Raw genomic sequence first — 20,419 nt, forward strand, 5'->3', positions numbered from 1 at the left:
CGGTCGACTCCCCGGGTGGTCCGGAAGGTTGCACGACTTGAGCACATCCACACGAAAGAGTGAGTGGCTGCGCGCACGACGTGACCGCAGGGAGCCTGCATTGCGCACAACGAGCGGTTCGGCAGTTGGGTTACGCGCGGAGGATGATCGGACCAGTGCGTCATCAAGTGCTCACGGATGGTGAGTTGAGGGTGGACGGGCCGGGGACGGGCGCGTGGGGGAGGGGTGGTGCCGGTGGGGGTGCGGGGGGCGGTCGGAGCGACGGGCGTCAGCGTGCGTCGTCGGGCAGGAGCCGGGCCAGGGTGCGGACGGCCCGGTACTGGAGGGTCTTGATCGCGCCCTCGTTCTTGCCCATCACGCGGGCGGTCTCGGCGACCGAGAGGCCCTGGAGGAAGCGGAGGGTGACGCACTCCTGCTGCTGCGGGTTGAGCTTTCGGACGGCTTCGAGCAGTGCGGCGTTGGAGAGCGACTCCAGTACCGACTCCTCGGGGCTGCGCTCCACCTCGTTGGCGTCGAGCATCTCGCCGGTGGTCACTTCCAGCCGGAACCGGCTCGATTTGAAGTGGTCGGCGACCAGATTGCGGGCGATCGTGACCAGCCAGGCGCCGAAGTCGCGGCCCTGCCAGGTGAACGTGGAGATGCGCCGCAGGGCGCGGAGGAAGGTCTCGCTGGTGAGGTCCTCCGCCGTCGCCTTTCCGCCGACGCGGTAGTAGATGTAGCGGTAGACGGTGTCGCTGTACTGGTCGTAGAGCCGGCCGAAGGCCTCGGCCTCGCCGGCCTGGGCGCGTTCGACCAGTTCCATCATCCGCGCGCTGTCGCTGTCGGCACTCGGCCTGCGGGCGGTGGTCGAGGTGGCGGCGTGCCGGCCGCCTCGTCTGCCCACCTCTCGCTCGCCGGCCCGCCCGTCGACCACGCCGCTGCGGGCCGGCACCTTCTCGATGCGGTCGGCCAGGGCGTAGCAGGGACCGGCAGGGCCGAGGGCGGCAGGGCTCGCGGCGAAGGCAGGGACGGCGTACGCGGTGGGGACGAAACCGCGCAGGTGGTCGAGGACCACTGCGCGGAGCGTAGCCAGGCCCGAGGCGTCAACCCCGACGTGTGGGTACACGGGACTCCCAGAGGCAGAGCTTCCATCACGTGCTGTGCGGGACCGTTCACTCGTCGTGGCGACGTGTGGGGGTCCATGTGCGTCTGAGGAGAATAACGCTTCGTACAGGCAGTGCTACACCCAGTTGCTCAAATCATCGAATCCGTCGCTTCTGTTACGGCAAAGCAGCACATTCAGTCGCAGATTGTGATCGCTTGCTGATCGGACTACTTCGCCATCTGCTGGAGGGCGTGATGGGTTGTGTTCGTCTGGGCGCATCACGACTGGCGGGCGGCGTGACGGGGTAAGGGCCTCGGATTGCCGGGTGCCGTCCGTCGCGCGTCGTCGCAGGACAGCGGGTGGCGGGGTGCGGAACCGCTGCGGCGGAGCCGGGGGGCGCGGCCGTCGTGTCCGTGGCGCGGTCCCCGGACACGCAGAGTGGCGGCGCGGATGTACGGAGGCCCGGATGCCGCCGGGCGCGCTCGTCCGGTGGCGAGCGGTCAGCGGCGGCGCCGGTGGAGGGCCACGGCGGCGGCCGTGCCGCCCGCGAGTGCCCCGACTCCCGCGGCGGCCGGGATGCCGACCTTCGCCGCCTTGCGGCCGGTGCGGTAGTCGCGCAGCCGCCAGTCGCGCTCCCGGGCGTGCTTGCGCAGCTTCGTGTCCGGGTTGATCGCGTACGGGTGTCCCACGAGCGAGAGCATGGGGATGTCGTTGTGCGAGTCGCTGTAGGCCGCACAGCGCGACAGGTCGAGGTTCTCGGCGCCCGCGAGGGCCCGCACCGCCTCGGCCTTGGCCGGGCCGTGCAGCGGCTCGCCCACGAGCTTGCCGGTGTAGACGCCGTCGACGGACTCGGCGACCGTGCCGAGCGCGCCGGTCAGCCCGAGCCGGCGGGCGATGATCGTCGCGGTCTCCACCGGTGCGGCGGTGACCAGCCACACCTTCTGGCCCGCGTCGAGATGGGCCTGGGCGAGGGCGCGGGTGCCCGGCCAGATGCGGTCCGCCATGTACTCGTCGTAGATCTCCTCGCCGATCGACATCAGCTCGGAGACGCGGTGGCCCTTGACGATGGACAGCGCCGACTCCCGCACGTCCTGCATGTGCTCGGGATCCTCGACGCCCGCGATCCGGAACCACGTCTGCTGCCAGGCGAACCTCGCCAGCTCCCGGCGCTGGAAGAACTTCCGCTTGTACAGGCCGCGGCCGAAGTGGAAGATCGCGGCGCCCTGCATGACGGTGTTGTCCAGGTCGAAGAACGCGGCGGCGCTGACGTCCCCGACCACGGGGAAGACGGGCTCGGCCGGCGCGGTGTCTGCGTCGGTCCGGGCCCGGGCGTCCGCCTCGAACTGCTGTGACGTCTTGCGTGCTGCCTCGGCTGCGGCCTCGCCGGCGAGGACGCTCCGGGCGGTCGAGGAGCGCCTACGGGGAGTGAGCCATCCCAGTGCGGCCATGTCGTGAGCATAGCCAGTCCGTTCGGCGGTTCCGGACTCGCCGGGATGCGAAGGCGTGAACTCTCCGCGGCCGGATTGTTAAAGGGGGCCATTCGGGCGTGTCGCGCCCGGGCGGAGAATGGAGGGCATGAGTCCTCTGCTGCGGCGTAGCAAGAAGAAGGCCGGTGACCGCGTGGTGACCCTGATCGGAAAGCCCGGATGTCATCTCTGTGACGACGCGCGCTCCGTGATCGAGCAGGTGTGTGCCGAGACGGGCGCGGCCTGGGAGGAGAAGGACATCACCCAGGACGAGGAGCTGAACAGGGCGTACTGGGAGCAGATCCCCGTGGTGCTGGTGGACGGGGAGCAGCACACGTTCTGGCGCGTGGACGCCGGCCGGCTCCGTCGCGAACTGGGGGCCTGACCGCAAAGGCGGCTACCATCATGGGCGTTTTGTTGGGGTCTCGGGGGCGTGGCCGTGAGGAGTGTGTACTGCTTTGCCCCCTTCCGATCTTCAACGCGTGCCGGCCGTTCACGGTTCCGGAATGGCGCGATCGGCTCGCGTGACCCCGGTCACTTTGCACGGACAAAACGGACACCATCTTTGTGCACGCGTTCACAAAGACATAGCCTGCTCTCGACGGGGCGGTCCTGGGACGCATGGCCGCCAGCCTCGCTCATCCCGCAGGAGCACCGTGGCAACTGGCCGAACTCACCGACCGGCGACTCGCAGCCGAGGAATCCCCGAGGCCACCGTCGCCCGGCTTCCGCTGTATCTGCGCGCACTGACCGCACTGTCGGAGCGCTCCGTGCCGACCGTCTCCTCCGAGGAGCTCGCGGCCGCCGCGGGAGTCAATTCCGCGAAGCTGCGCAAGGACTTCTCGTACCTCGGCTCCTACGGGACCCGCGGCGTCGGGTACGACGTGGAGTACCTCGTCTACCAGATCTCCCGCGAGCTCGGCCTGACCCAGGACTGGCCGGTTGTGATCGTCGGTATCGGTAACCTCGGCGCCGCGCTCGCCAACTACGGCGGCTTCGCCTCCCGCGGCTTCCGCGTGGCAGCGCTGATCGACGCGGACCCGGCGATGGCCGGCAAGCCGGTCGCCGGCATCCCCGTCCAGCACACGGACGAGCTGGAGAAGATCATCTCGGACAACGGCGTGTCCATCGGGGTCATCGCGACCCCCGCGGGCGCCGCCCAGCAGGTGTGCGACCGGCTCGTCGCCGCCGGTGTGACGTCCATCCTCAACTTCGCCCCCACCGTGCTCTCGGTGCCGGACGGCGTGGACGTGCGCAAGGTCGACCTCTCGATCGAGCTGCAGATCCTCGCGTTCCACGAGCAGCGCAAGGCCGGCGAGGAGAGCGAGGGCGAGGCCGCCGTGCCGCCGGTCGCCCCGACCGGCACCTCCGCCACGGCCGACGGCCGGAAGGGACCCGACGGGGACGTGCCCGCCGTGATGCCGGCATGAGCCTCCTCGTCGTGGGCCTCAGCCACCGCAGCGCCCCCGTCAGCGTCCTGGAGCGGGCCTCGCTCTCCACGGACACGCAGGGCAAACTGCTGCAGGACGCCCTCGCCGCGGAACCCGCGGCGGAAGCGGCCGTCCTCGCCACCTGCAACCGCATCGAGCTCTACGCCGACGTGGACAAGTTCCACGCGGGTGTCGCCGAGCTGTCGACGCTGCTCTCCCAGCACAGCGGCGTCGGCCTGGAGGAGCTCACCCCCTATCTGTACGTGCACTACGAGGACCGGGCCGTCCACCATCTGTTCTCGGTGGCCTGCGGGCTGGACTCGATGGTCGTCGGCGAGGGGCAGATCCTCGGCCAGATCAAGGACTCGCTCGCGCTCGGCCAGGAGCTGCACAGCGCGGGCCGACTGCTGAACGACCTGTTCCAGCAGTCCCTGCGGGTCGGCAAGCGCGCCCACAGCGAGACCGGGATCGACCGGGCCGGGCAGTCGCTCGTCACCTTCGGGCTGGAGCAACTGGCCGACGGCACGCCGACCGAGGAGTGGGCCGCGGGCAAGAGCGCCCTCGTCATCGGCGCGGGCTCGATGTCCTCGCTCGCCGCCGCCACCCTGGCGCGCGCCGGCGTCGCCGAGGTCGTCGTCGCCAACCGCACCCGTGAGCGCGCCGAACGGCTGGTGCAGATCCTGACCGAGCCCGGCGGGACGGGCGTCCGCGCCCGGGCCGTCGACATGGCCTCCGTCGGCGACGAACTGACACGTGCCGACGTCGTCGTCTCCTGCACGGGCGCGACCGGGCTGGTGCTCAGGGCGGAGGAGGTCGAGGCCGCCATCGCGGGCCGCGAGGGACGGCCGGCGCTGCTCGACCTCGCCATGCCCAGGGACATCGACGCCGCCGTCCACCGGATCGACGGTGTCCGGCTCGTCGACATCGAGTCGCTCGCCGAGGCGTCCGCGGACGCCCCCATGGCAGCCGACGTCGACCGGGTGCGGACCATCGTGGCCGCCGAGGTCGCCGCGTTCGGCGCCGCCCAGCGTGCCGCGCACATCACGCCGACCGTGGTCGCCCTGCGCGCCATGGCCGCCGATGTCGTGGCGGGCGAGATCGCCCGGCTGGAGGGCCGGCTGCCCGATCTCGACGAGCGCCAGCGCTCCGAGGTATCCCAGACGGTCCGCAGGGTCGTCGACAAGCTCCTGCACGCGCCCACCGTGCGGATCAAGCAGCTCGCGGCCGAACCCGGCGGCGCCGGGTACGCGGACGCGCTGCGCACACTCTTCGACCTCGACCCGGAGACGGTCGCCTCCGTCAGCCGGGCCGACGTCACCGACGCCGACATCAAGAACCGAGGGCGAGTATGACCGAGAGGGCATCGGGGACCGAGCGGCCCCTGCGGCTCGGAACCAGGCGCAGCAAGCTCGCCATGGCCCAGTCCGGGCATGTGGCGGAGGCGGTGCGACAGCTGACCGGCCGCTCCGTCGAGCTGGTGGAGATCACCACGTACGGCGACACCTCGCGCGAGCAGCTGGCGCAGATCGGCGGCACCGGTGTGTTCGTCACCGCGCTGCGCGACGCGCTGCTCGCGGGCGAGGTCGACTTCGCGGTGCACTCGCTGAAGGACCTGCCGACCACGCAGCCGGACGACCTCGCCCTGGCCGCGATCCCGCGACGCGAGGACCCGCGTGACGTCCTGGTCGCCCGGGACGGGCTGACGCTCGACCGGCTCCCGCACGGCGCCCGGGTGGGCACCGGCTCGCCGCGCCGGATGGCTCAGCTCAACGCGTACGCCCGCTCGCACGGGCTGCAGATCGAGACCGTGCCGATCCGCGGGAACGTCGACACCCGCATCGGTTTCGTGCGGAACGGGGAACTGGACGCGGTGGTTCTCGCCGCGGCCGGTCTGAACCGCATCGGCCGGATCGACGAGGCGACCGACTTCCTGCCGGTCGACGCGATCCTGCCCGCCCCCGGTCAGGGGGCCCTGGCGGTGGAGTGCCCGGCGGCCGACACCGCCCTCGCCGCCACGCTCGCCGAGCTCGACGACCCGTACACCCGGGCCGCCGTGACCGCCGAGCGGTCCCTGCTCGCCGCACTGGAGGCCGGCTGCAGTGCGCCCGTGGGCGCGCTGGCCGACCTGCCGGCCGACGAACAGGCTGTTCATGAGATGCGCCTGCGGGGCGTCGTCGGTACCACCGACGGTTCCACGCTGGTGCAGCTGTCCATCACCGGTCCCGTGCCCTCTTCGCACGACGAAGCGGTGGCACTCGGGCGCGAACTCGCCTCCGAGATGCTCGCCAAGGGCGCGGCCGGTCTTATGGGGGAGCGAGCACTTTGAGCCCCACCACCTCGAACGTCCCGGCTGGTCCCGTACACGGGCAGGTCACCTTCCTCGGCGCCGGTCCCGGTGATCCGGGCCTGCTGACGCTGCGCGCCGTCGAGGCGCTGGCGGGCGCGGACGTACTGATCGCCGAGCCGGAAGTCCTCGACGTCGTTCGCGGCCACGCGCGCGCCGGAGTGAGCACGCCTGAGCTGACGGTTGTTGACGATGCCTCAACAACCGCCGGTGTCCCGGTGTTGAGGGACGCGGCCAATCTTGTCATGGAGGCCGTGCGGGGCGGCAAGCGGGTGGTCCGTGCCGTGAGCGGGGACCCCGGACTCGACGGCGACGCCGGCGCCGAGATGCTCGCCTGCGCCGCCGAGGGCATCCCCTTCGACGTCGTGCCGGGTGTGGCGACCGCCGTGGGCGTGGCCGCCTACGCGGGTGTGCCCCTGCGGGACGCCCAGGGCACGGACGTGCGGTTCATCGACGCCAGGACGGCGGACGCCCGCTGCTGGACCGAGGTCGGTGCCTCCGACGGCACCGTCGTCGTGTCGACGACGCTGGACGCCGTGGCGTCCGCGGCCGGGGAGCTGGTGACGGCCGGGCGCAAGCCCGACACACCGCTGACGGTGACGGTGGCCGGTACGACGACGCGGCAGCGGACCTGGACGGCGACGCTCGGCACGATCGCCCAGGTCTTCAAGCAGGGCAAGGTGCTGCCGTCGCCCGAGGGCCATCGGCCGGTCATAGCCGTGGTCGGTGAGCGCAGCGCCGCGGCGCAGCGCGACCAGCTCGCCTGGTTCGAGTCCAAGCCGCTGTTCGGCTGGAAGGTGCTCGTGCCGCGCACGAAGGAGCAGGCCGCTTCGCTCTCCGACCAGCTCAGGTCCTACGGCGCCGTGCCGCACGAGGTTCCGACGATCGCCGTCGAGCCGCCTCGTACGCCGCAGCAGATGGAGCGCGCGGTCAAGGGACTGGTGACCGGCCGCTACGAGTGGATCGCCTTCACCTCGGTCAACGCCGTGAAGGCGGTGCGGGAGAAGTTCGAGGAGTACGGGCTGGACGCCCGCGCCTTCGCCGGGATCAAGGTCGCGGCCGTGGGCGAGCAGACGGCGAGGTCGCTGATCGAGTTCGGCGTCAAGCCGGATCTGGTGCCGAGCGGTGAGCAGTCGGCAGCGGGGCTGCTGGAGGACTGGCCGCCGTACGACCCGGTGTTCGACCCGATCGACCGGGTGTTCCTGCCGCGGGCCGACATCGCCACCGAGACCCTGGTGGCGGGACTGATCGAGCTGGGCTGGGAGGTCGACGACGTCACGGCCTACCGGACCGTGCGGGCCTCGCCGCCGCCGGCGGAGACCCGGGAGGCGATCAAGGGCGGCGGTTTCGACGCCGTGCTCTTCACCTCGTCGTCCACCGTGCGGAACCTGGTCGGCATCGCCGGCAAGCCGCACAACGTGACGGTGATCGCCTGTATCGGCCCCGCGACCGCGAAGACGGCGGAGGAGCACGGGCTGCGGGTCGACGTGCTGTCGCCCGAGCCGTCGGTGCACAAGCTGGCCGAGGCGCTCGCCGAGTTCGGGGCGCGGCGCCGGGAGGCCGCGCTGGAGGCCGGCGACCCGGTGACGCGGCCCAGCGAGCGGCGTCCGGGAGCGCGCAGACGCCGCACGACGTGAGGTCGTGGGACGTGATCGGAAAGGGGTCATGGGGTTGTTCCCCGTGGCCCCTTTCCGCTCGTTCCCGTTCGCTCCGGGCCGGACCGCGCCCGGAGCGGTCCGGCTGCTCTCCGGGGACAGCCTGTCGGCAAAAGCGGTCCGCCCACGGGCGTAGCGTGGTGGGCATGACTGTGTACGGATCCTTCCCCGGATCGCGGCCGCGACGGCTGCGGACCACCCCCGCGATGCGGCGCATGGTCGCCGAGACGCGGCTGCACCCCGCCGATCTGATCCTTCCCGCCTTCGTGCGGGAGGGCGTCAGCGAGCCCGTGCCGATCGGGGCGATGCCCGGGGTCGTGCAGCACTCGCTGGACACGCTGCGGAAGGCCGCGGTCGAGGCCCGGGAGGCAGGTGTCTCCGGGATCATGCTCTTCGGCGTGCCGGAGGACGCGAAGAAGGACGCCGCCGGTACCGCGGGCACCGACCCGGACGGGATCCTCCAGGTCGCCGTCCGCGCGGTGAAGGAGGAGGTCGGCGACGACCTCGTCGTCATGTCCGACCTGTGCCTGGACGAGTACACCGACCACGGCCACTGCGGGGTGCTCGACGCGGACGGCCGGGTCGACAACGACGCGACGCTGGAGCGGTACGCCGAGATGGCGCAGGTCCAGGCGGACGCGGGCGTCCACGTCGTCGGCCCGAGCGGGATGATGGACGGCCAGGTCGGGGTGGTCCGGGACGCGCTCGACACCATCGGCAAGGAGGACGTGGCGATCCTCGCGTACACCGCGAAGTACTCGTCGGCCTTCTACGGGCCGTTCCGCGAGGCGGTCGCCTCCTCCCTGAAGGGCGACCGCAAGTCGTACCAGCAGGATCCGGCGAATCTCCGGGAGTCCCTGCGGGAGCTGGCGCTCGACCTCGAGGAGGGCGCGGACATGGTCATGGTCAAGCCGGCGGGTCCCTACCTCGACGTGCTGGCGAAGGTGGCGGAGTCCGTGGACGTGCCCGTCGCCGCGTACCAGATCAGCGGCGAGTACGCGATGATCGAGGCCGCCGCGGAGAAGGGCTGGATCGAGCGCGACAAGGCGATCCTGGAGACCCTCACCGGGATCCGGCGCGCGGGCGCTCGGATGATCCTGACGTACTGGGCGACGGAGGTCGCGCAGAAGCTCGCCCGCGACTAGGTGTATTGATCACGAGCGCCGACAACGTTCGTGATCAATACAACGAGGGCAGCCCGCGGCCGGGTGTCCCCACCCGGCCGCGTTCAGCCGTCCGGGCTCGCTCGACGGCCCGGCCGGGCGCCCTCGCCGGAGGCACGCCGGGTCGGCGGGCCGGTCACACCGAGGGCCGGTCCCAGCAGAAGGTCCAGACCGGGGCTCCCAGGAGCAGTTGGGCGTACGCGCCGAGACGGGGGCGGGGCCCCTGCCGGAGGTTGTCCGGGCAGAAGGCGAAGTGCTCGGCCGCGAGCGCCTCGGCGTCCGCCGTCGTGGTGGGTGGCGCGGCCACGGAGACGACCAGTTGGTCGAAGGAGAGCCCGACGACCCGTATGCCGAAGCGGTCCTCCCACGACCGCAGGACCGAACAGAGGCGGGCCACGTCGTTCTCGTGGTCGAGCGGGCCGGACCAGCCGATGGCCGCCGGTATGTCGGCGCTGCGGCGGGCGCGGACCAGTGCGGGGCGGGCGCCCTTCCACACGTCGCCGTGTTCGCCGGCCGACAGCGCGTCCACGGCCTCGCCGGCGAGCCGGTCGGGATCCTCCGGGAGCGTGCCGCCCGGGGCCGGTCCGGGCCACTCGCCGTCGGTGTCCGGCTCGTCAGCCGCACAGGACTCCCAGAACTCCTCGAGCACCTCTTCGGCGTCGTGGTCCCCCGGGTACGACACCCGCTGCGGCGACAGCTCCCACGCGTGGGGGCCGTCGGCGCCGCCGATCAGCACGGGATGCAGCCCGCCCGCCCTGCGGGCGGGGAGGAGCCGGTCCCAGGTGCCGGGAGCGGCCGGTTCGTCGCCGTACCAGAGCAGGGGCTCGTGCCACGGGCCGTCGGCCGTAGTGTCCACCAGCCGGCCGGGAGGCAGATCGAGGCCCAGGGTCCGGCCGGTGGGGTCGGTGGCCAGGGTCGGCAGGGGGTTGGGAAGCATCGCCATGGTCCGAAGGTAGGCGCCGTCACTGACAACGGAGGCCGCCGTGCGGGAACGGCGGCCTCACGCCCGGGCACGCGCGGTCGGCGGGGTGCGGGCTCAGCTCCTGGAGCCGAGCAGATCCGTGAGACGGGAGAGGCCGTCGGCAGCGTGGCCCTCGTCGATCGCGCGGTCGAGGAGGGCCTGGAACGGCTCGAACAGCTCAGGGCTGACGCCCTGGTCGCGGAACGTCGCCGTGAAGTTGGGGAACGCGGCCTGGTTGACGGCGAGGCTGGAGACATCGGTCCGGTGCCGGCCCGTGTCCACGGCCCGGCCCATCTCCGGGACGCCGGCGAGCATGGCGCCGACCCAGGGGACCAGGAGGTCCGAGAACTCCTCGGCCTGGATGCCCTCCGTGCGGACCAGGGCGAAGGCCTGCAGGACGCCGAGCAGCATTCCGTACATGCCCGTGAGCAGAGCCAGGTCGTACAGGGCCGCCCTGCCCGGGTCGGTGCCCGTCCACCGGGTGCCGCCGAAGGCCGCGAGGGTGGCCCGATGGGTCGCGTACGCCCCCTCGTCGCCGCTGTAGAGGACGTAGGCGTCCGGGCCGGCGATCATCTGCGGGACGGCCATGATGCCGCCGTCGAGGTACCGGGCGCCGCGCCCCGCCGTCACCGCCGAGAGTTCCCTGGCCTGGACCGGGGTGCCGTTGGTCAGATTGACCACGGTCTTCCCCGCGACCGCGTCGCCGAGGCCGTCGAGAACCTCGCGGACGGCGTCGTCGGCCAGCAGGCACACGACGAGGAGAGGGCTTGCCGCGGCCGCGTCGGCGGGGGTGGCGGCCGGGACCGCGCCTCGCGCCACCAGCGGGCCGGCCTTCGCCGGGGAGCGGTTCCAGACGGTGACGTGGTGGCCCGCGCCCAGGAGCGCGGCGGCGAGCGCGGAACCCATCATGCCGAGACCGAGGACGGTCACGGGTGCGGCGACGGGCGAGCCGCCGCTCGCGGTCACGGGTGTTGCTCCGGGCACGGATGCTTCTCCGGGCATGGGTGATCCTCCGGTCAGGGGCTGCTGGGGCTCGCCCCTGATCCTCGCCGGGCCCACAGAGGCGAACAAGTACCGACTTTCTGCTCAGGTACTCACCTTTCGGTGCGTGGGGGCCCGGGCCGCGGCGTGCACGGGGCATGGGGCGGCGTACGGGAGAGGTGGTGATCAGCCTGCGGTCGGCGCACCCTGAGAGGGGTACCGCTGTGGAGGTGATCCGTCATGCAGACTCTCGTCGGCTGGCACGTCGAGATGGAGTTCCTCGAAGAGGGCGACAAGACCAAGGCGGCCGCGATGCTCCGGCTCGCCGACGGCTCGGAAGTGCGCGGCCACGGGCACGCCAGCCGTCATCCGTCCGACCCGGCCCAGCTGCGGGTCGGCGAGGAGATCGCCGGTGCTCGGGCGCTCATGGACATCGCACAAACACTGCTGAAGAAGGCCCACGACGAGATCGAGGAGACCACGGGAAGGCCGGCGCACCCGCTGAACCACTGACCAGGTGACGCGAGGCGAACGCCGGACCGCCCCCGGCGGTTCGATCGCCGGGGGCCGTCCGTGCCGGATGTGCCTGATGGGCCGGGCGCGCAGCGTCCGGGAGCGCCGTGCGTGCGTCAGAGACGCGCGGGGGTGCCGATGCCCAGGAGGGCCATGCCCTCATGGAGCGTGCGGGCGGTCAGGTCGCACAGGAAGAGCCGGTTCTCGACCTGGGCCGGGGTGTCCGCCTTGAGCACCGGGCACTCCGAGTAGAACGTCGTGTACAGCGACGCCAGCTGGTACAGGTACGCGGCCAGCTTGTGCGGCTCGTAGGAGGACGCCGCCTCCTCGACCGTCTCGCCGAACCGGTCGATGTGCAGGCCGAGCGCGCGCTCGGACGGAGCCAGCCCGATCTCCGCGTGGGCCTGCGGCTTCGCGTCCCCGGCCTTGCGCAGGATCGACTGGATACGGGCGTACGCGTACTGGAGGTACACCGACGTGTCGCCGTTCAGGGACACCATCTGGTCGAGGTCGAACTTGTAGTCCCGGGCCGCCGACGTCGAGAGGTCCGCGTACTTCACGGCGCCGATGCCGACCTGGGCGCCCCGCTCGGCGATCTCCTCCTCCGACAGGTCCTGGGCCTTCTCCCGGACGACGGCCGAGGCCCGCTCGATCGCCTCGTCCAGCAGGTCGACCAGCCGCACCGTCTCGCCCTCACGGGTCTTGAACGGCTTGCCGTCCTTGCCGAGGACGGTGCCGAAGGCCAGCTGCACGGCCTTGACCTTGTCGTTCAGCCAGCCGGCCCGGCGGGCGGTCTCGAAGACCATCTTGAAGTGCAGGGACTGGCGGGCGTCCACGACGTAGATCAGGCTGTCCGCGCCGAGGTTCTGCACCCGGTCCCGGATCGCGGAGAGGTCGGTCGCCGCGTAGCCGTAGCCGCCGTTGGACTTCCGCACGATGAGCGGGACGGGGTTGCCGTCCGGGCCCTTCACGTCGTCGAAGAACACGCACAGCGCGCCCTCGGAGCGCACGGCGACACCGGACTCCTCGAGGATGCGGCAGGTCTCGTCGAGCATGTGGTTGTAGCCCGACTCGCCCACGACGTCGGGGTCGCGGATCTCCATGTCGAGCTTCTTGAAGACGGAGTAGAAGTAGATCTTCGACTCGTCGACGAACCTCTGCCAGAGGGCGAGGGTCTCCTCGTCGCCCGACTGCAGGTCCACCACCCGGCGCCGGGCCCGCTCCTTGAATTCCTCGTCGGAGTCGAAGAGGGCACGCGAGGCCTTGTACAGCCGGTTCAGGTTGGACATGGCCTCCTCGCCGGAGACGGCGGCCTCGTCCTTGTGGTCCAGCTCGTGCGGGTGCTCGATCAGGAACTGGATGAGCATGCCGAACTGGGTGCCCCAGTCGCCGATGTGGTGGCGCCGGACCACCTTCTCGCCGGTGAACTCCAGGATCCGCACCATGGCGTCGCCGATGACGGCGGAGCGGAGGTGGCCGACGTGCATCTCCTTGGCGACGTTCGGCTGCGCGTAGTCGATCACCGTCGTGCCGGTGCCGTCGGCGAACGGCACGCCGAGGCGGTCGTCAGCGGCCCGTGCGGCGAGCGTCCCGGTGATCGCCTTGTCGGAGATCGTGATGTTCAGGAAGCCGGGGCCCGAGACCTCGATCTCCCGCAGCACGTCATCGGCCGGGAGGGACTCGACGACCTTGGCGGCGAGCTCACGCGGATTGCCCTTGAGCTTCTTGGCGAGCGCCAGGATGCCGTTGGCCTGGAAGTCGGCCCGGTCGCTGCGTCGCAGCAGCGGATCCGCGGAGCCGGCCTCCGGCAGGGCTGCCGAGAGGGCGTCCGCGAGGCGCTGCTGCACGGTCGAGGCGAGGGAAGGGACCGAGGCCATGAGCTTCCGTTTCCTGTGAGTGGGGCGTCGTGGGTCGTCGGGGAGTGATCAGCGCTGCCAATTCAGTGGTCAAGTCTCCCACGGGGGAGCAACCTGTTTCTCCCACGGGACCCCGGACCTGTGGACAACCGGCGCCTGTGGACAACCGGCGCCTGTGGACGACGGGGGGCGGGACCTCGGGGCGGTCGGCGTGGGCCTGTGGACAACCAACGGGCGCGCTGTTCCGTCTGGGAGAATGGCAGACGCCAGCTTCGACAGACTCAAGCAATCAAGGACGTGCCGATCGTGGCTCAGAGCAGCACCGAGACCGACTGGGTCTCCCGTTTCGCGGACGATGTCATCGCCGAGTCGGAACGGCGTGCGCCCGGGAAACCGGTCGTGGTTGCGTCTGGCCTGTCCCCGTCCGGGCCCATCCACCTGGGCAATCTGCGTGAGGTCATGACCCCCCACCTGGTCGCGGACGAGATCCGCCGCCGGGGCCACGAGGTCCGGCACCTGATCTCCTGGGACGACTACGACCGCTACCGCAAGGTGCCCGCCGGCGTCGAGGGCGTCGACGACACCTGGGCCGAGCACATCGGCAAGCCGCTGACGTCCGTGCCCGCGCCCGCCGGCTCGCCGCACCCGAACTGGGCGGAGCACTTCAAGGCCGCGATGGTCGAATCGCTCGCCGAGCTCGGCGTGGAGTACGACCCGGTCAGCCAGACCGAGCAGTACACCTCGGGTGCCTACCGCGAGCAGATCCTGCACGCCATGAAGAACCGCGCCCGGATCGACGGCATCCTCGACCAGTACCGGACGAAGGCGAAGGTCCAGGCGAAGAAGCAGCAGAAGCCCCTCGACGAGGCCGAGCTGGAGGCCGCCGAGGGCTCCGGCGCCGCCTCGGAGGACGACGGCAGCGGCGGCAAGGCCGGCTACTTCCCGTACAAGCCGTACTGCGGCAACTGCGAGAAGGACCTCACGACCGTCACGGAGTACATCGACGCGACCACGGAGCTGACGTACTCCTGCACGGCGTGCGGCTTCTCGGAGACGGTCCGGCTGAGCGAGTTCAACCGCGGCAAGCTGGTCTGGAAGGTCGACTGGCCGATGCGCTGGGCGTACGAGGGCGTGATCTTCGAGCCCAGCGGTGTCGACCACTCCTCCCCGGGGTCGTCGTTCGTCGTCGGCGGTCAGATCGTCCGCGACGTCTTCGACGGAGTCCAGCCGATCGGCCCGATGTACGCCTTCGTCGGCATCTCGGGCATGGCCAAGATGTCGTCGTCGCGCGGTGGGGTGCCGACGCCGGCGGACGCACTGAAGATCATGGAGGCGCCCCTGCTGCGCTGGCTGTACGCCCGCCGCAAGCCCAACCAGTCGTTCAAGATCGCCTTCGACCAGGAGATCCAGCGGCTCTACGACGAGTGGGACAAGCTGGAGTCCAAGGTCGCCGACGGCAGCGTGCTCCCGGCCGACGCCGCCGCGTACGCCCGCGCCGCCCGCACCGCCGCGGGTGAGCTGCCGCGCACGCCGCGCCCGCTGCCGTACCGCACGCTCGCGTCGGTCGTCGACATCACCGCCGGGCACGACGAGCAGACGCTGCGCATCCTCAGCGAGCTGGACCCGGCGAACCCGCTGTCCTCGCTCGACGAGGCCCGGCCCAGGCTGGACCGCGCGGAGAACTGGATCACGACGCAGGTCCCCGCCGACGCCCGCACGGTCGTGCGTTCCGAGCCGGACGCGGAACTGCTCGGCTCCCTCGACGACGAGGCGCGCGAGTCGCTGCGCCTGCTGCTGGAGGGGCTGGACACCCACTGGTCGCTGGACGGTCTGACGACCCTCGTCTACGGAGTGCCGAAGGTGATGGCGGGCCTGGAGCCGGACGCCAAGCCGACGCCGGAGCTGAAGGTCGCCCAGCGTTCGTTCTTCGCGCTGCTCTACCGGCTCCTCGTGAGCCGCGAGACCGGCCCGCGCCTCCCCACGCTGCTCCTGGCGGTCGGGGCGGACCGGGTGCGCAAGCTGCTGGCGGCCTGACCACCGGGGCCCGAGGGCAGCCGGCGGAAGGACGGAAGAAGGGCTCTCCCTCTCGTGGGAGAGCCCTTCGGCGTCGCCGCGTCGCTGGCCGTCGGGCGACCGCCCGGCCGTGCCGTCGGGCCCGGCGGTTCGCGGTGCCGCCTCGACGTGCCGGTCCAGGCGGGAGCCGGCCCCAGGGACCACCCGGTGGGGACGCCGGCCCCTTACGCGATGTGGTCTTCCAGCAGCTCGTTGTTGAAGCGGGTCGCGAACCGGTCCATGTACTGGTTCACCTCACGCGACTGGAGGCGCAGTCCGTACGCGGCCTCGACGTTCGATGCGAAGGCGCCGGGCGTCGGCATCCCCTCGCCCTCTATCGAGCGCCGGAACACCTGGTACAGGTTCTCGTCCGACGGCAGTGCCTCCTGCACGCCCTCACCCAACGGCCGTATGCCGCCCGCCCCGTTCGGCACCTGGAACTTCGGCTCCGGGTCCCGGGCCGCCGGCGGTTCGGGATCCGTGGCCTGCGGCTGTGCCACCGTCTCGGGCTCCGCCGGGTGCGGCTGCGGCAGCGCCTCGGGCTCCGCCGCGCGCGGCTGCGGCACCGGGACGTGCTGCGGCTGCCCCTCGTACCAGGCCTGGTGGTCCGGCCCGGGGACGTACGTGGGCGGCTCGTAGTCCGGGTCGTAGTCGCCCTGGTACCGCACGTCCTGCGGAGTGGCGAACCACTGGCTCGGCTCGTCTCCGGCGGCCGCCGGCGGCTCCTGCGCCCGGGCGGGCCGGGTGGGTTCCAGCTCAGGTGCCGCGGGCTGCGGCGGCAGCAGCATCGGCTCGATCCCGGCCGCGGCCAGCCCCGCCGGCGCGGTCTCCGCCAGCGGCACTCCGTACTTCGCGAGCCGCAGCGGCATCAGCGCCTCGACCGGGGCCTTGCGGCGCCACGCCCGCCCGAAACGGGCCTGCAGCCGGGCCTGGTAGATCAGCCGGTCCTGCTCCAGCTTGATGACCTGCTCGTAGCTGCGCAGTTCCCACAGCTTCATCCGCCGCCACAGCCGGAACGTGGGCACCGGGGAGAGCAGCCAGCGGGTGAGGCGCACACCCTCCATGTGCTTGTCCGCGGTGATGTCCGCGATCCTGCCCACCGCGTGGCGCGCGGCCTCCACGGACACCACGAACAGGACCGGGATGACGGCGTGCATACCGACGCCGAGCGGGTCCGGCCAGGCGGCCGCGCCGTTGAAGGCGATCGTCGCCGCCGTGAGCAGCCAGGCCGTCTGGCGCAGCAGGGGGAAGGGGATGCGGATCCAGGTCAGCAGGAGGTCGAGGGCGAGCAGCACACAGATGCCCGCGTCGATGCCGATCGGGAAGACCAGGGAGAACTGGCCGAATCCCTTCTTCTCGGCGAGCTCGCGCACGGCGGCGTACGACCCGGCGAAACCGATCGCGGCGATGATCACCGCACCGGCGACCACCACGCCGATGAGTATGCGGTGCGTGCGTGTCAGCTGCATCGCGGCCACCGCGATCCCCTCCCTTTTCTGTTCATGGCGCCCGTGGCGCGGCCCAAGCCTGGCACATGGATACGGAGTCCGGCCCTCCGGGGAGGGCCGGACTCCGGCCGGGTGCCGGGCCGCCGGGGCCGTCCAACAGATCGTGCGGGGTGCGGTCACCGTGCCGTGGTGCGTGAGCACCGCGGCACGGGGCGCGGCAGGAACGCCGGGCCCCGTGCCGGGCCTAGTTGGCCTTGGCGACGGAGGCCGTGGCCTCCTTGGCCGCGGTCACCGCTTCCTTCATCAGCTGCGCCGGGTCCGGGTTCTTGGCGCCCGCGAAGCCCGTACCGTTGTAGCCCAGGGTCACCACGACATTGCCCGTGCGGGCCACGATCGTTGCGTATTTGAAGTCCTCGCCGGACTTGGTGAGGCCGAAGCTGATCGCGGTGGCCTCCTCCCCGACACCCGCCGCGGGTGAGGAGTTGACGCTCTTGGCCTTCTCCGTGGCCCGGACAGCGGCCACTTCCTTCTTGTAGGCGTCCTTGGCACGCTCCTCGCCGCTGCCGAGGCCGGACTCGGACTCGAAGCGCTGGAAAGACACGTCGAGCCAGCGGTAGTTCGAGCCCTTGACGCCCTTGTCCTCCAGACCGTTCCAGGAGCAGCTGCCGCGGGCCCCCGTGTCGTTGGAGGTGCCGGCCGTGCCGGACTTGTTCTTCACCTTCGGCACCAGCTCCTCGACCGTCTTGGAGGTCAGTGCCTTGCAGGGCTGGGGCAGCTTGGCGTACTTCGCCGGCTCCACGGCCGGCTGCGACTGCTCGCCGCCGCCGAGGGCGGAGGCCTCGGACGAGGAGGACGAGCCGCTGTCCGAACCCGAGCCCTTGCTGTCGGAGTCCGACGAGCAGCCGGCGACGACGAGCATGACCGGGACGGCGGCGCAGGCGAGTATGCGGGTGAGTCGCGGAGCTGATCGGTGCATGGTTCCTTCAGTCGGTTGTCGTACGGTCCTCCGGAGAGCCGGACCCGGGGTCCGGGTCCTCCGGGCGGACGGTCCGGTGTTCCCGGGCGGCCACGGTACGCCGACACGGTACGACGCCGGGGTCGTCCGACGGGACCGACCGGCGGAACAGCCGGGTCCCGCCGGCGGCCCGGCGGGCCTGTCAGTCGTTGAACCGCTCCGCCAGCTTCCGGGCCAGTCCCTGGGCCTTTTCCTGCAGTTCCTTGCTGTCCGGGATCTCCGTCACACGGGCGGGCTGCTCGCCGTACTCGACGGTCACGATCACGTTGGATGTGCGGAACACCACGCTCACCGTGCGGTGCTGGGCGGTGGAACCGGCCCGGGCGAGGACGTCGTCGAGGAACGCGGCGTCGCCGAGGCCGTCGAGCACGCGCGGCTCCAGGCCCTCGGGGGCGCCCGGGGAACCGGAGGCGGTTCCACCGGAAGGTGCGGGGGCGCCCGAGGGCGAGCCGGTTCCGGCTGCCGGGGAGCCCGTCACGGGGGCACCGGCGCCGCCCTGGCCGCCTGCGGCGGGCGCCGGGAGCTCGGCGACATCCTGCTTCCGCGTGTACACCTCGAGGGCGCGCTGGTCGTCGCTGACGTCCTGGGCGTAGGACACCACCCGCTCGACGTCCACGCGAAGGTGGTGCGAGGCGTCGGGGGAGTCCGCCTTCCAGCTGCAGCCGACGCGGCGGTCCGTGTCGTACGTGACGGCGGCGGTACCGCGGAAGATCTTCTCCTGCTGCTCCTCGGGCAGCTCGGCCGCGCCGGGGAGCAGGTCCCTGAGCATCGAGCGCTCGACCGCGCCGCAGGGCTCGTAGAGCGTTCGGTACTTTCCGGGCGCGGCGACGGGACCTGCGGTCTCGCCGGCCTTGGCCTCGGTGGCGGTGCCACCGTCGGTGGATCCGCCGGTGCAGCCGGTGACGAGCGCCGCGAGAAGCGTCGCAACGCCGGGTACGTACCCCTTTCGCCGCACGTTCCCAGGCTCCCTTCTCTGCCGTCCTGCGTTTCCGGCCCGGCCCTGTCGCCCGCCGGCTCCGGTCCCGGTCGTGGCCGCTCGCGGCGAAAACGTGTTGCCGCCCGATGCGCGCCGATGGACACAATGTGTATCGCACGCGCAGCTGTGAACGCCGGTTCGATATCCCTTTTCTTGAGCCTGGCGCCGGTTTTGCGTTATCTGGCCTTTGGGGGGAATCGAGAAGGTATGTCGTATGTAGAGGTGGCCGGCGCCAAGGTCCCGATCCGGATGTGGACGGATCCGGCGACGGTCGAGGACGGCGCCATGCAGCAGCTGCGGAACGTCGCGACGCTGCCCTGGATCAAGGGGCTCGCCGTGATGCCGGACGTGCACTACGGCAAGGGCGCGACGGTCGGTTCGGTCATCGCGATGCACGGCGCGGTCTGCCCGGCGGCGGTCGGCGTCGACATCGGCTGCGGGATGTCGGCCGTGAAGACCTCCCTCACCGCGAACGACCTGCCCGGCGATCTCTCCCGGCTCCGGTCCAGGATCGAGCGGGCGATCCCGGTCGGCCGCGGCATGCACGACGACCCGGTGGACCCCGGGCGGGTGTACGGGTTCCCGTCGACGGGCTTCGACGACTTCTGGTCGGGGTTCGACGGCGTCGCCGACCCGGTCAAGTTCCGCCGGGAGCGTGCGGCCAAGCAGATGGGGACGCTCGGATCCGGGAACCACTTCATCGAGTTCTGCCTGGACGAGACCGGTTCGGTCTGGCTGATGCTGCATTCCGGCTCGCGGAACATCGGCAAGGAGCTCGCCGAGTACCACATCGGCGAGGCCCAGAGGCTGCCGCACAACCAGGGACTGGTCGACCGTGATCTCGCGGTGTTCGTCTCGGACACCCCGCAGATGGCGGCCTACCGGAACGACCTGTTCTGGGCGCAGGAGTACGCCAAGTACAACCGCGCGATCATGATGGGGCTGTTCCAGGAGGTCGTCCGCAGGGAGTTCCGGAAGGCGAAGGTGGCCTTCGACCCGGTCATCTCCTGCCACCACAACTACGTGGCGGAGGAGCGGTACGAGGGCATGGACCTGCTGGTCACCCGGAAGGGAGCGATCCGGGCGGCGTCCGGCGACTTCGGGATCATCCCCGGCTCGATGGGCACGGGCTCGTACATCGTGAAGGGCCTCGGGAACGAGAAGTCGTTCAACTCGGCCTCGCACGGCGCCGGCCGCCGGATGAGCCGCAACGCGGCGAAGCGGCGGTTCTCGACCAGGGACCTGGAGGAGCAGACGCGCGGCGTGGAGTGCCGGAAGGACTCGGGGGTCGTGGACGAGATCCCCGGCGCGTACAAGCCGATCGAGAAGGTGATCGACCAGCAGCGGGACCTCGTGGAGGTCGTCGCGAAGCTGAAGCAGGTCATCTGCGTGAAGGGCTGAGCACCAGCGCACCAGTGCATCGACGGGTCCTGGCGGAGGCAGTTCAGGACCCGTCGCTGTGCCGACGGTCACTC

General features: G+C 71.4%; 17 protein-coding genes. 9 read left to right on the forward strand and 8 right to left on the reverse strand.

All coding sequences use genetic code 11. The annotated features are described in order from the left end of the window. Positions 1 to 268: 268 nt before the first annotated feature. On the reverse strand, positions 269 to 1,105 hold the full coding sequence (locus QRN89_RS19885; protein WP_290350753.1) for an ECF subfamily RNA polymerase sigma factor, BldN family: 837 nt from the start codon (positions 1,103 to 1,105) through the stop codon (positions 269 to 271). 479 nt (positions 1,106 to 1,584) lie between these two features. Then, positions 1,585 to 2,532: an HAD family hydrolase gene (locus QRN89_RS19890; protein ID WP_290350754.1), complete on the reverse strand. Its 948-nt coding sequence runs from the start codon at positions 2,530 to 2,532 to the stop codon at positions 1,585 to 1,587. Between the two features lie 127 nt (positions 2,533 to 2,659). Between QRN89_RS19890 and QRN89_RS19895 the strand changes: the two genes are divergently transcribed. The 6 genes from QRN89_RS19895 (at position 2,660) to hemB (ending at position 9,124) form a co-directional block, all read left to right on the forward strand. After that, complete coding sequence (locus tag QRN89_RS19895; RefSeq protein ID WP_290350755.1) at positions 2,660 to 2,935, forward strand: glutaredoxin family protein; 276 nt, start codon at positions 2,660 to 2,662, stop codon at positions 2,933 to 2,935. 271 nt (positions 2,936 to 3,206) lie between these two features. Continuing rightward, entirely contained in the window at positions 3,207 to 3,980 is a 774-nt protein-coding gene (locus QRN89_RS19900; protein ID WP_290350756.1) for a redox-sensing transcriptional repressor Rex, read from the forward strand. Next, positions 3,977 to 5,332 (forward strand): glutamyl-tRNA reductase, encoded by a 1,356-nt coding sequence (locus tag QRN89_RS19905; protein WP_290350757.1) that lies wholly within the window; start codon positions 3,977 to 3,979, stop codon positions 5,330 to 5,332. The genes QRN89_RS19900 and QRN89_RS19905 overlap by 4 nt, the downstream gene beginning before the upstream one ends. Then, positions 5,329 to 6,306 (forward strand): hydroxymethylbilane synthase, encoded by a 978-nt coding sequence (gene hemC / locus QRN89_RS19910; RefSeq protein WP_290350758.1) that lies wholly within the window; start codon positions 5,329 to 5,331, stop codon positions 6,304 to 6,306. The genes QRN89_RS19905 and hemC overlap by 4 nt, the downstream gene beginning before the upstream one ends. Then, positions 6,303 to 7,961: a bifunctional uroporphyrinogen-III C-methyltransferase/uroporphyrinogen-III synthase gene (locus QRN89_RS19915; RefSeq protein ID WP_290350759.1), complete on the forward strand. Its 1,659-nt coding sequence runs from the start codon at positions 6,303 to 6,305 to the stop codon at positions 7,959 to 7,961. The genes hemC and QRN89_RS19915 overlap by 4 nt, the downstream gene beginning before the upstream one ends. Positions 7,962 to 8,125: 164 nt before the next feature. Then, positions 8,126 to 9,124: a porphobilinogen synthase gene (gene hemB, locus QRN89_RS19920; RefSeq protein ID WP_290350760.1), complete on the forward strand. Its 999-nt coding sequence runs from the start codon at positions 8,126 to 8,128 to the stop codon at positions 9,122 to 9,124. 154 nt (positions 9,125 to 9,278) lie between these two features. Here the strand turns inward: hemB and QRN89_RS19925 are convergent, their stop codons facing one another. Further along, positions 9,279 to 10,085: a DUF4253 domain-containing protein gene (locus QRN89_RS19925; RefSeq protein WP_290350761.1), complete on the reverse strand. Its 807-nt coding sequence runs from the start codon at positions 10,083 to 10,085 to the stop codon at positions 9,279 to 9,281. 93 nt (positions 10,086 to 10,178) lie between these two features. Next, positions 10,179 to 11,105, reverse strand: coding sequence for an NAD(P)-dependent oxidoreductase (locus tag QRN89_RS19930; RefSeq protein WP_290350762.1), 927 nt, complete (start codon positions 11,103 to 11,105; stop codon positions 10,179 to 10,181). A gap of 219 nt (positions 11,106 to 11,324) precedes the next feature. Between QRN89_RS19930 and QRN89_RS19935 the strand changes: the two genes are divergently transcribed. Continuing rightward, entirely contained in the window at positions 11,325 to 11,597 is a 273-nt protein-coding gene (locus tag QRN89_RS19935; RefSeq protein ID WP_290350763.1) for a DUF1876 domain-containing protein, read from the forward strand. 116 nt (positions 11,598 to 11,713) lie between these two features. On the opposite strand, the gene argS is transcribed toward QRN89_RS19935, so the two are convergent. Further along, positions 11,714 to 13,474: an arginine--tRNA ligase gene (argS, locus tag QRN89_RS19940; protein WP_290350764.1), complete on the reverse strand. Its 1,761-nt coding sequence runs from the start codon at positions 13,472 to 13,474 to the stop codon at positions 11,714 to 11,716. A gap of 276 nt (positions 13,475 to 13,750) precedes the next feature. Here argS and lysS point away from each other — a divergent pair, with 276 nt between their 5' ends. Beyond that, complete coding sequence (gene lysS / locus QRN89_RS19945; RefSeq protein ID WP_290350765.1) at positions 13,751 to 15,487, forward strand: lysine--tRNA ligase; 1,737 nt, start codon at positions 13,751 to 13,753, stop codon at positions 15,485 to 15,487. A gap of 203 nt (positions 15,488 to 15,690) precedes the next feature. Here the strand turns inward: lysS and QRN89_RS19950 are convergent, their stop codons facing one another. The 3 genes from QRN89_RS19950 to QRN89_RS19960 form a co-directional block, all read right to left on the reverse strand. Beyond that, positions 15,691 to 16,974, reverse strand: coding sequence for a DUF2637 domain-containing protein (locus QRN89_RS19950; protein ID WP_290350766.1), 1,284 nt, complete (start codon positions 16,972 to 16,974; stop codon positions 15,691 to 15,693). A 223-nt stretch (positions 16,975 to 17,197) separates the two neighbouring features. Further along, positions 17,198 to 17,929, reverse strand: a complete 732-nt coding sequence (locus tag QRN89_RS19955) for a DUF3558 family protein (RefSeq protein WP_290350767.1) — start codon at positions 17,927 to 17,929, stop codon at positions 17,198 to 17,200. 181 nt (positions 17,930 to 18,110) lie between these two features. Next, positions 18,111 to 18,923 (reverse strand): DUF3558 domain-containing protein, encoded by an 813-nt coding sequence (locus QRN89_RS19960; protein ID WP_290350768.1) that lies wholly within the window; start codon positions 18,921 to 18,923, stop codon positions 18,111 to 18,113. Between the two features lie 228 nt (positions 18,924 to 19,151). Here QRN89_RS19960 and QRN89_RS19965 point away from each other — a divergent pair, with 228 nt between their 5' ends. Beyond that, positions 19,152 to 20,345: an RtcB family protein gene (locus QRN89_RS19965; protein WP_290350769.1), complete on the forward strand. Its 1,194-nt coding sequence runs from the start codon at positions 19,152 to 19,154 to the stop codon at positions 20,343 to 20,345. Positions 20,346 to 20,419 lie beyond the last annotated feature (74 nt).

It is taken from the genome of Streptomyces sp. HUAS CB01, from assembly GCF_030406905.1.
GTDB classification, from domain to species: domain Bacteria; phylum Actinomycetota; class Actinomycetes; order Streptomycetales; family Streptomycetaceae; genus Streptomyces; species Streptomyces chengbuensis.

Coding starts and splice junctions, on each gene's coding strand:
- QRN89_RS19890 (WP_290350754.1), bottom strand. CDS start 2,532: ATGGCCGCACTGGGATGGCTCACTCCCCGTAGGCGCTCCTCGACCGCC.
- QRN89_RS19895 (WP_290350755.1), top strand. CDS start 2,660: ATGAGTCCTCTGCTGCGGCGTAGCAAGAAGAAGGCCGGTGACCGCGTG.
- QRN89_RS19905 (WP_290350757.1), top strand. CDS start 3,977: ATGAGCCTCCTCGTCGTGGGCCTCAGCCACCGCAGCGCCCCCGTCAGC.
- hemC (WP_290350758.1), top strand. CDS start 5,329: ATGACCGAGAGGGCATCGGGGACCGAGCGGCCCCTGCGGCTCGGAACC.
- hemB (WP_290350760.1), top strand. CDS start 8,126: ATGACTGTGTACGGATCCTTCCCCGGATCGCGGCCGCGACGGCTGCGG.
- QRN89_RS19925 (WP_290350761.1), bottom strand. CDS start 10,085: ATGGCGATGCTTCCCAACCCCCTGCCGACCCTGGCCACCGACCCCACC.
- QRN89_RS19930 (WP_290350762.1), bottom strand. CDS start 11,105: ATGCCCGGAGAAGCATCCGTGCCCGGAGCAACACCCGTGACCGCGAGC.
- QRN89_RS19935 (WP_290350763.1), top strand. CDS start 11,325: ATGCAGACTCTCGTCGGCTGGCACGTCGAGATGGAGTTCCTCGAAGAG.
- argS (WP_290350764.1), bottom strand. CDS start 13,474: ATGGCCTCGGTCCCTTCCCTCGCCTCGACCGTGCAGCAGCGCCTCGCG.
- QRN89_RS19950 (WP_290350766.1), bottom strand. CDS start 16,974: ATGCAGCTGACACGCACGCACCGCATACTCATCGGCGTGGTGGTCGCC.
- QRN89_RS19955 (WP_290350767.1), bottom strand. CDS start 17,929: ATGCACCGATCAGCTCCGCGACTCACCCGCATACTCGCCTGCGCCGCC.
- QRN89_RS19965 (WP_290350769.1), top strand. CDS start 19,152: ATGTCGTATGTAGAGGTGGCCGGCGCCAAGGTCCCGATCCGGATGTGG.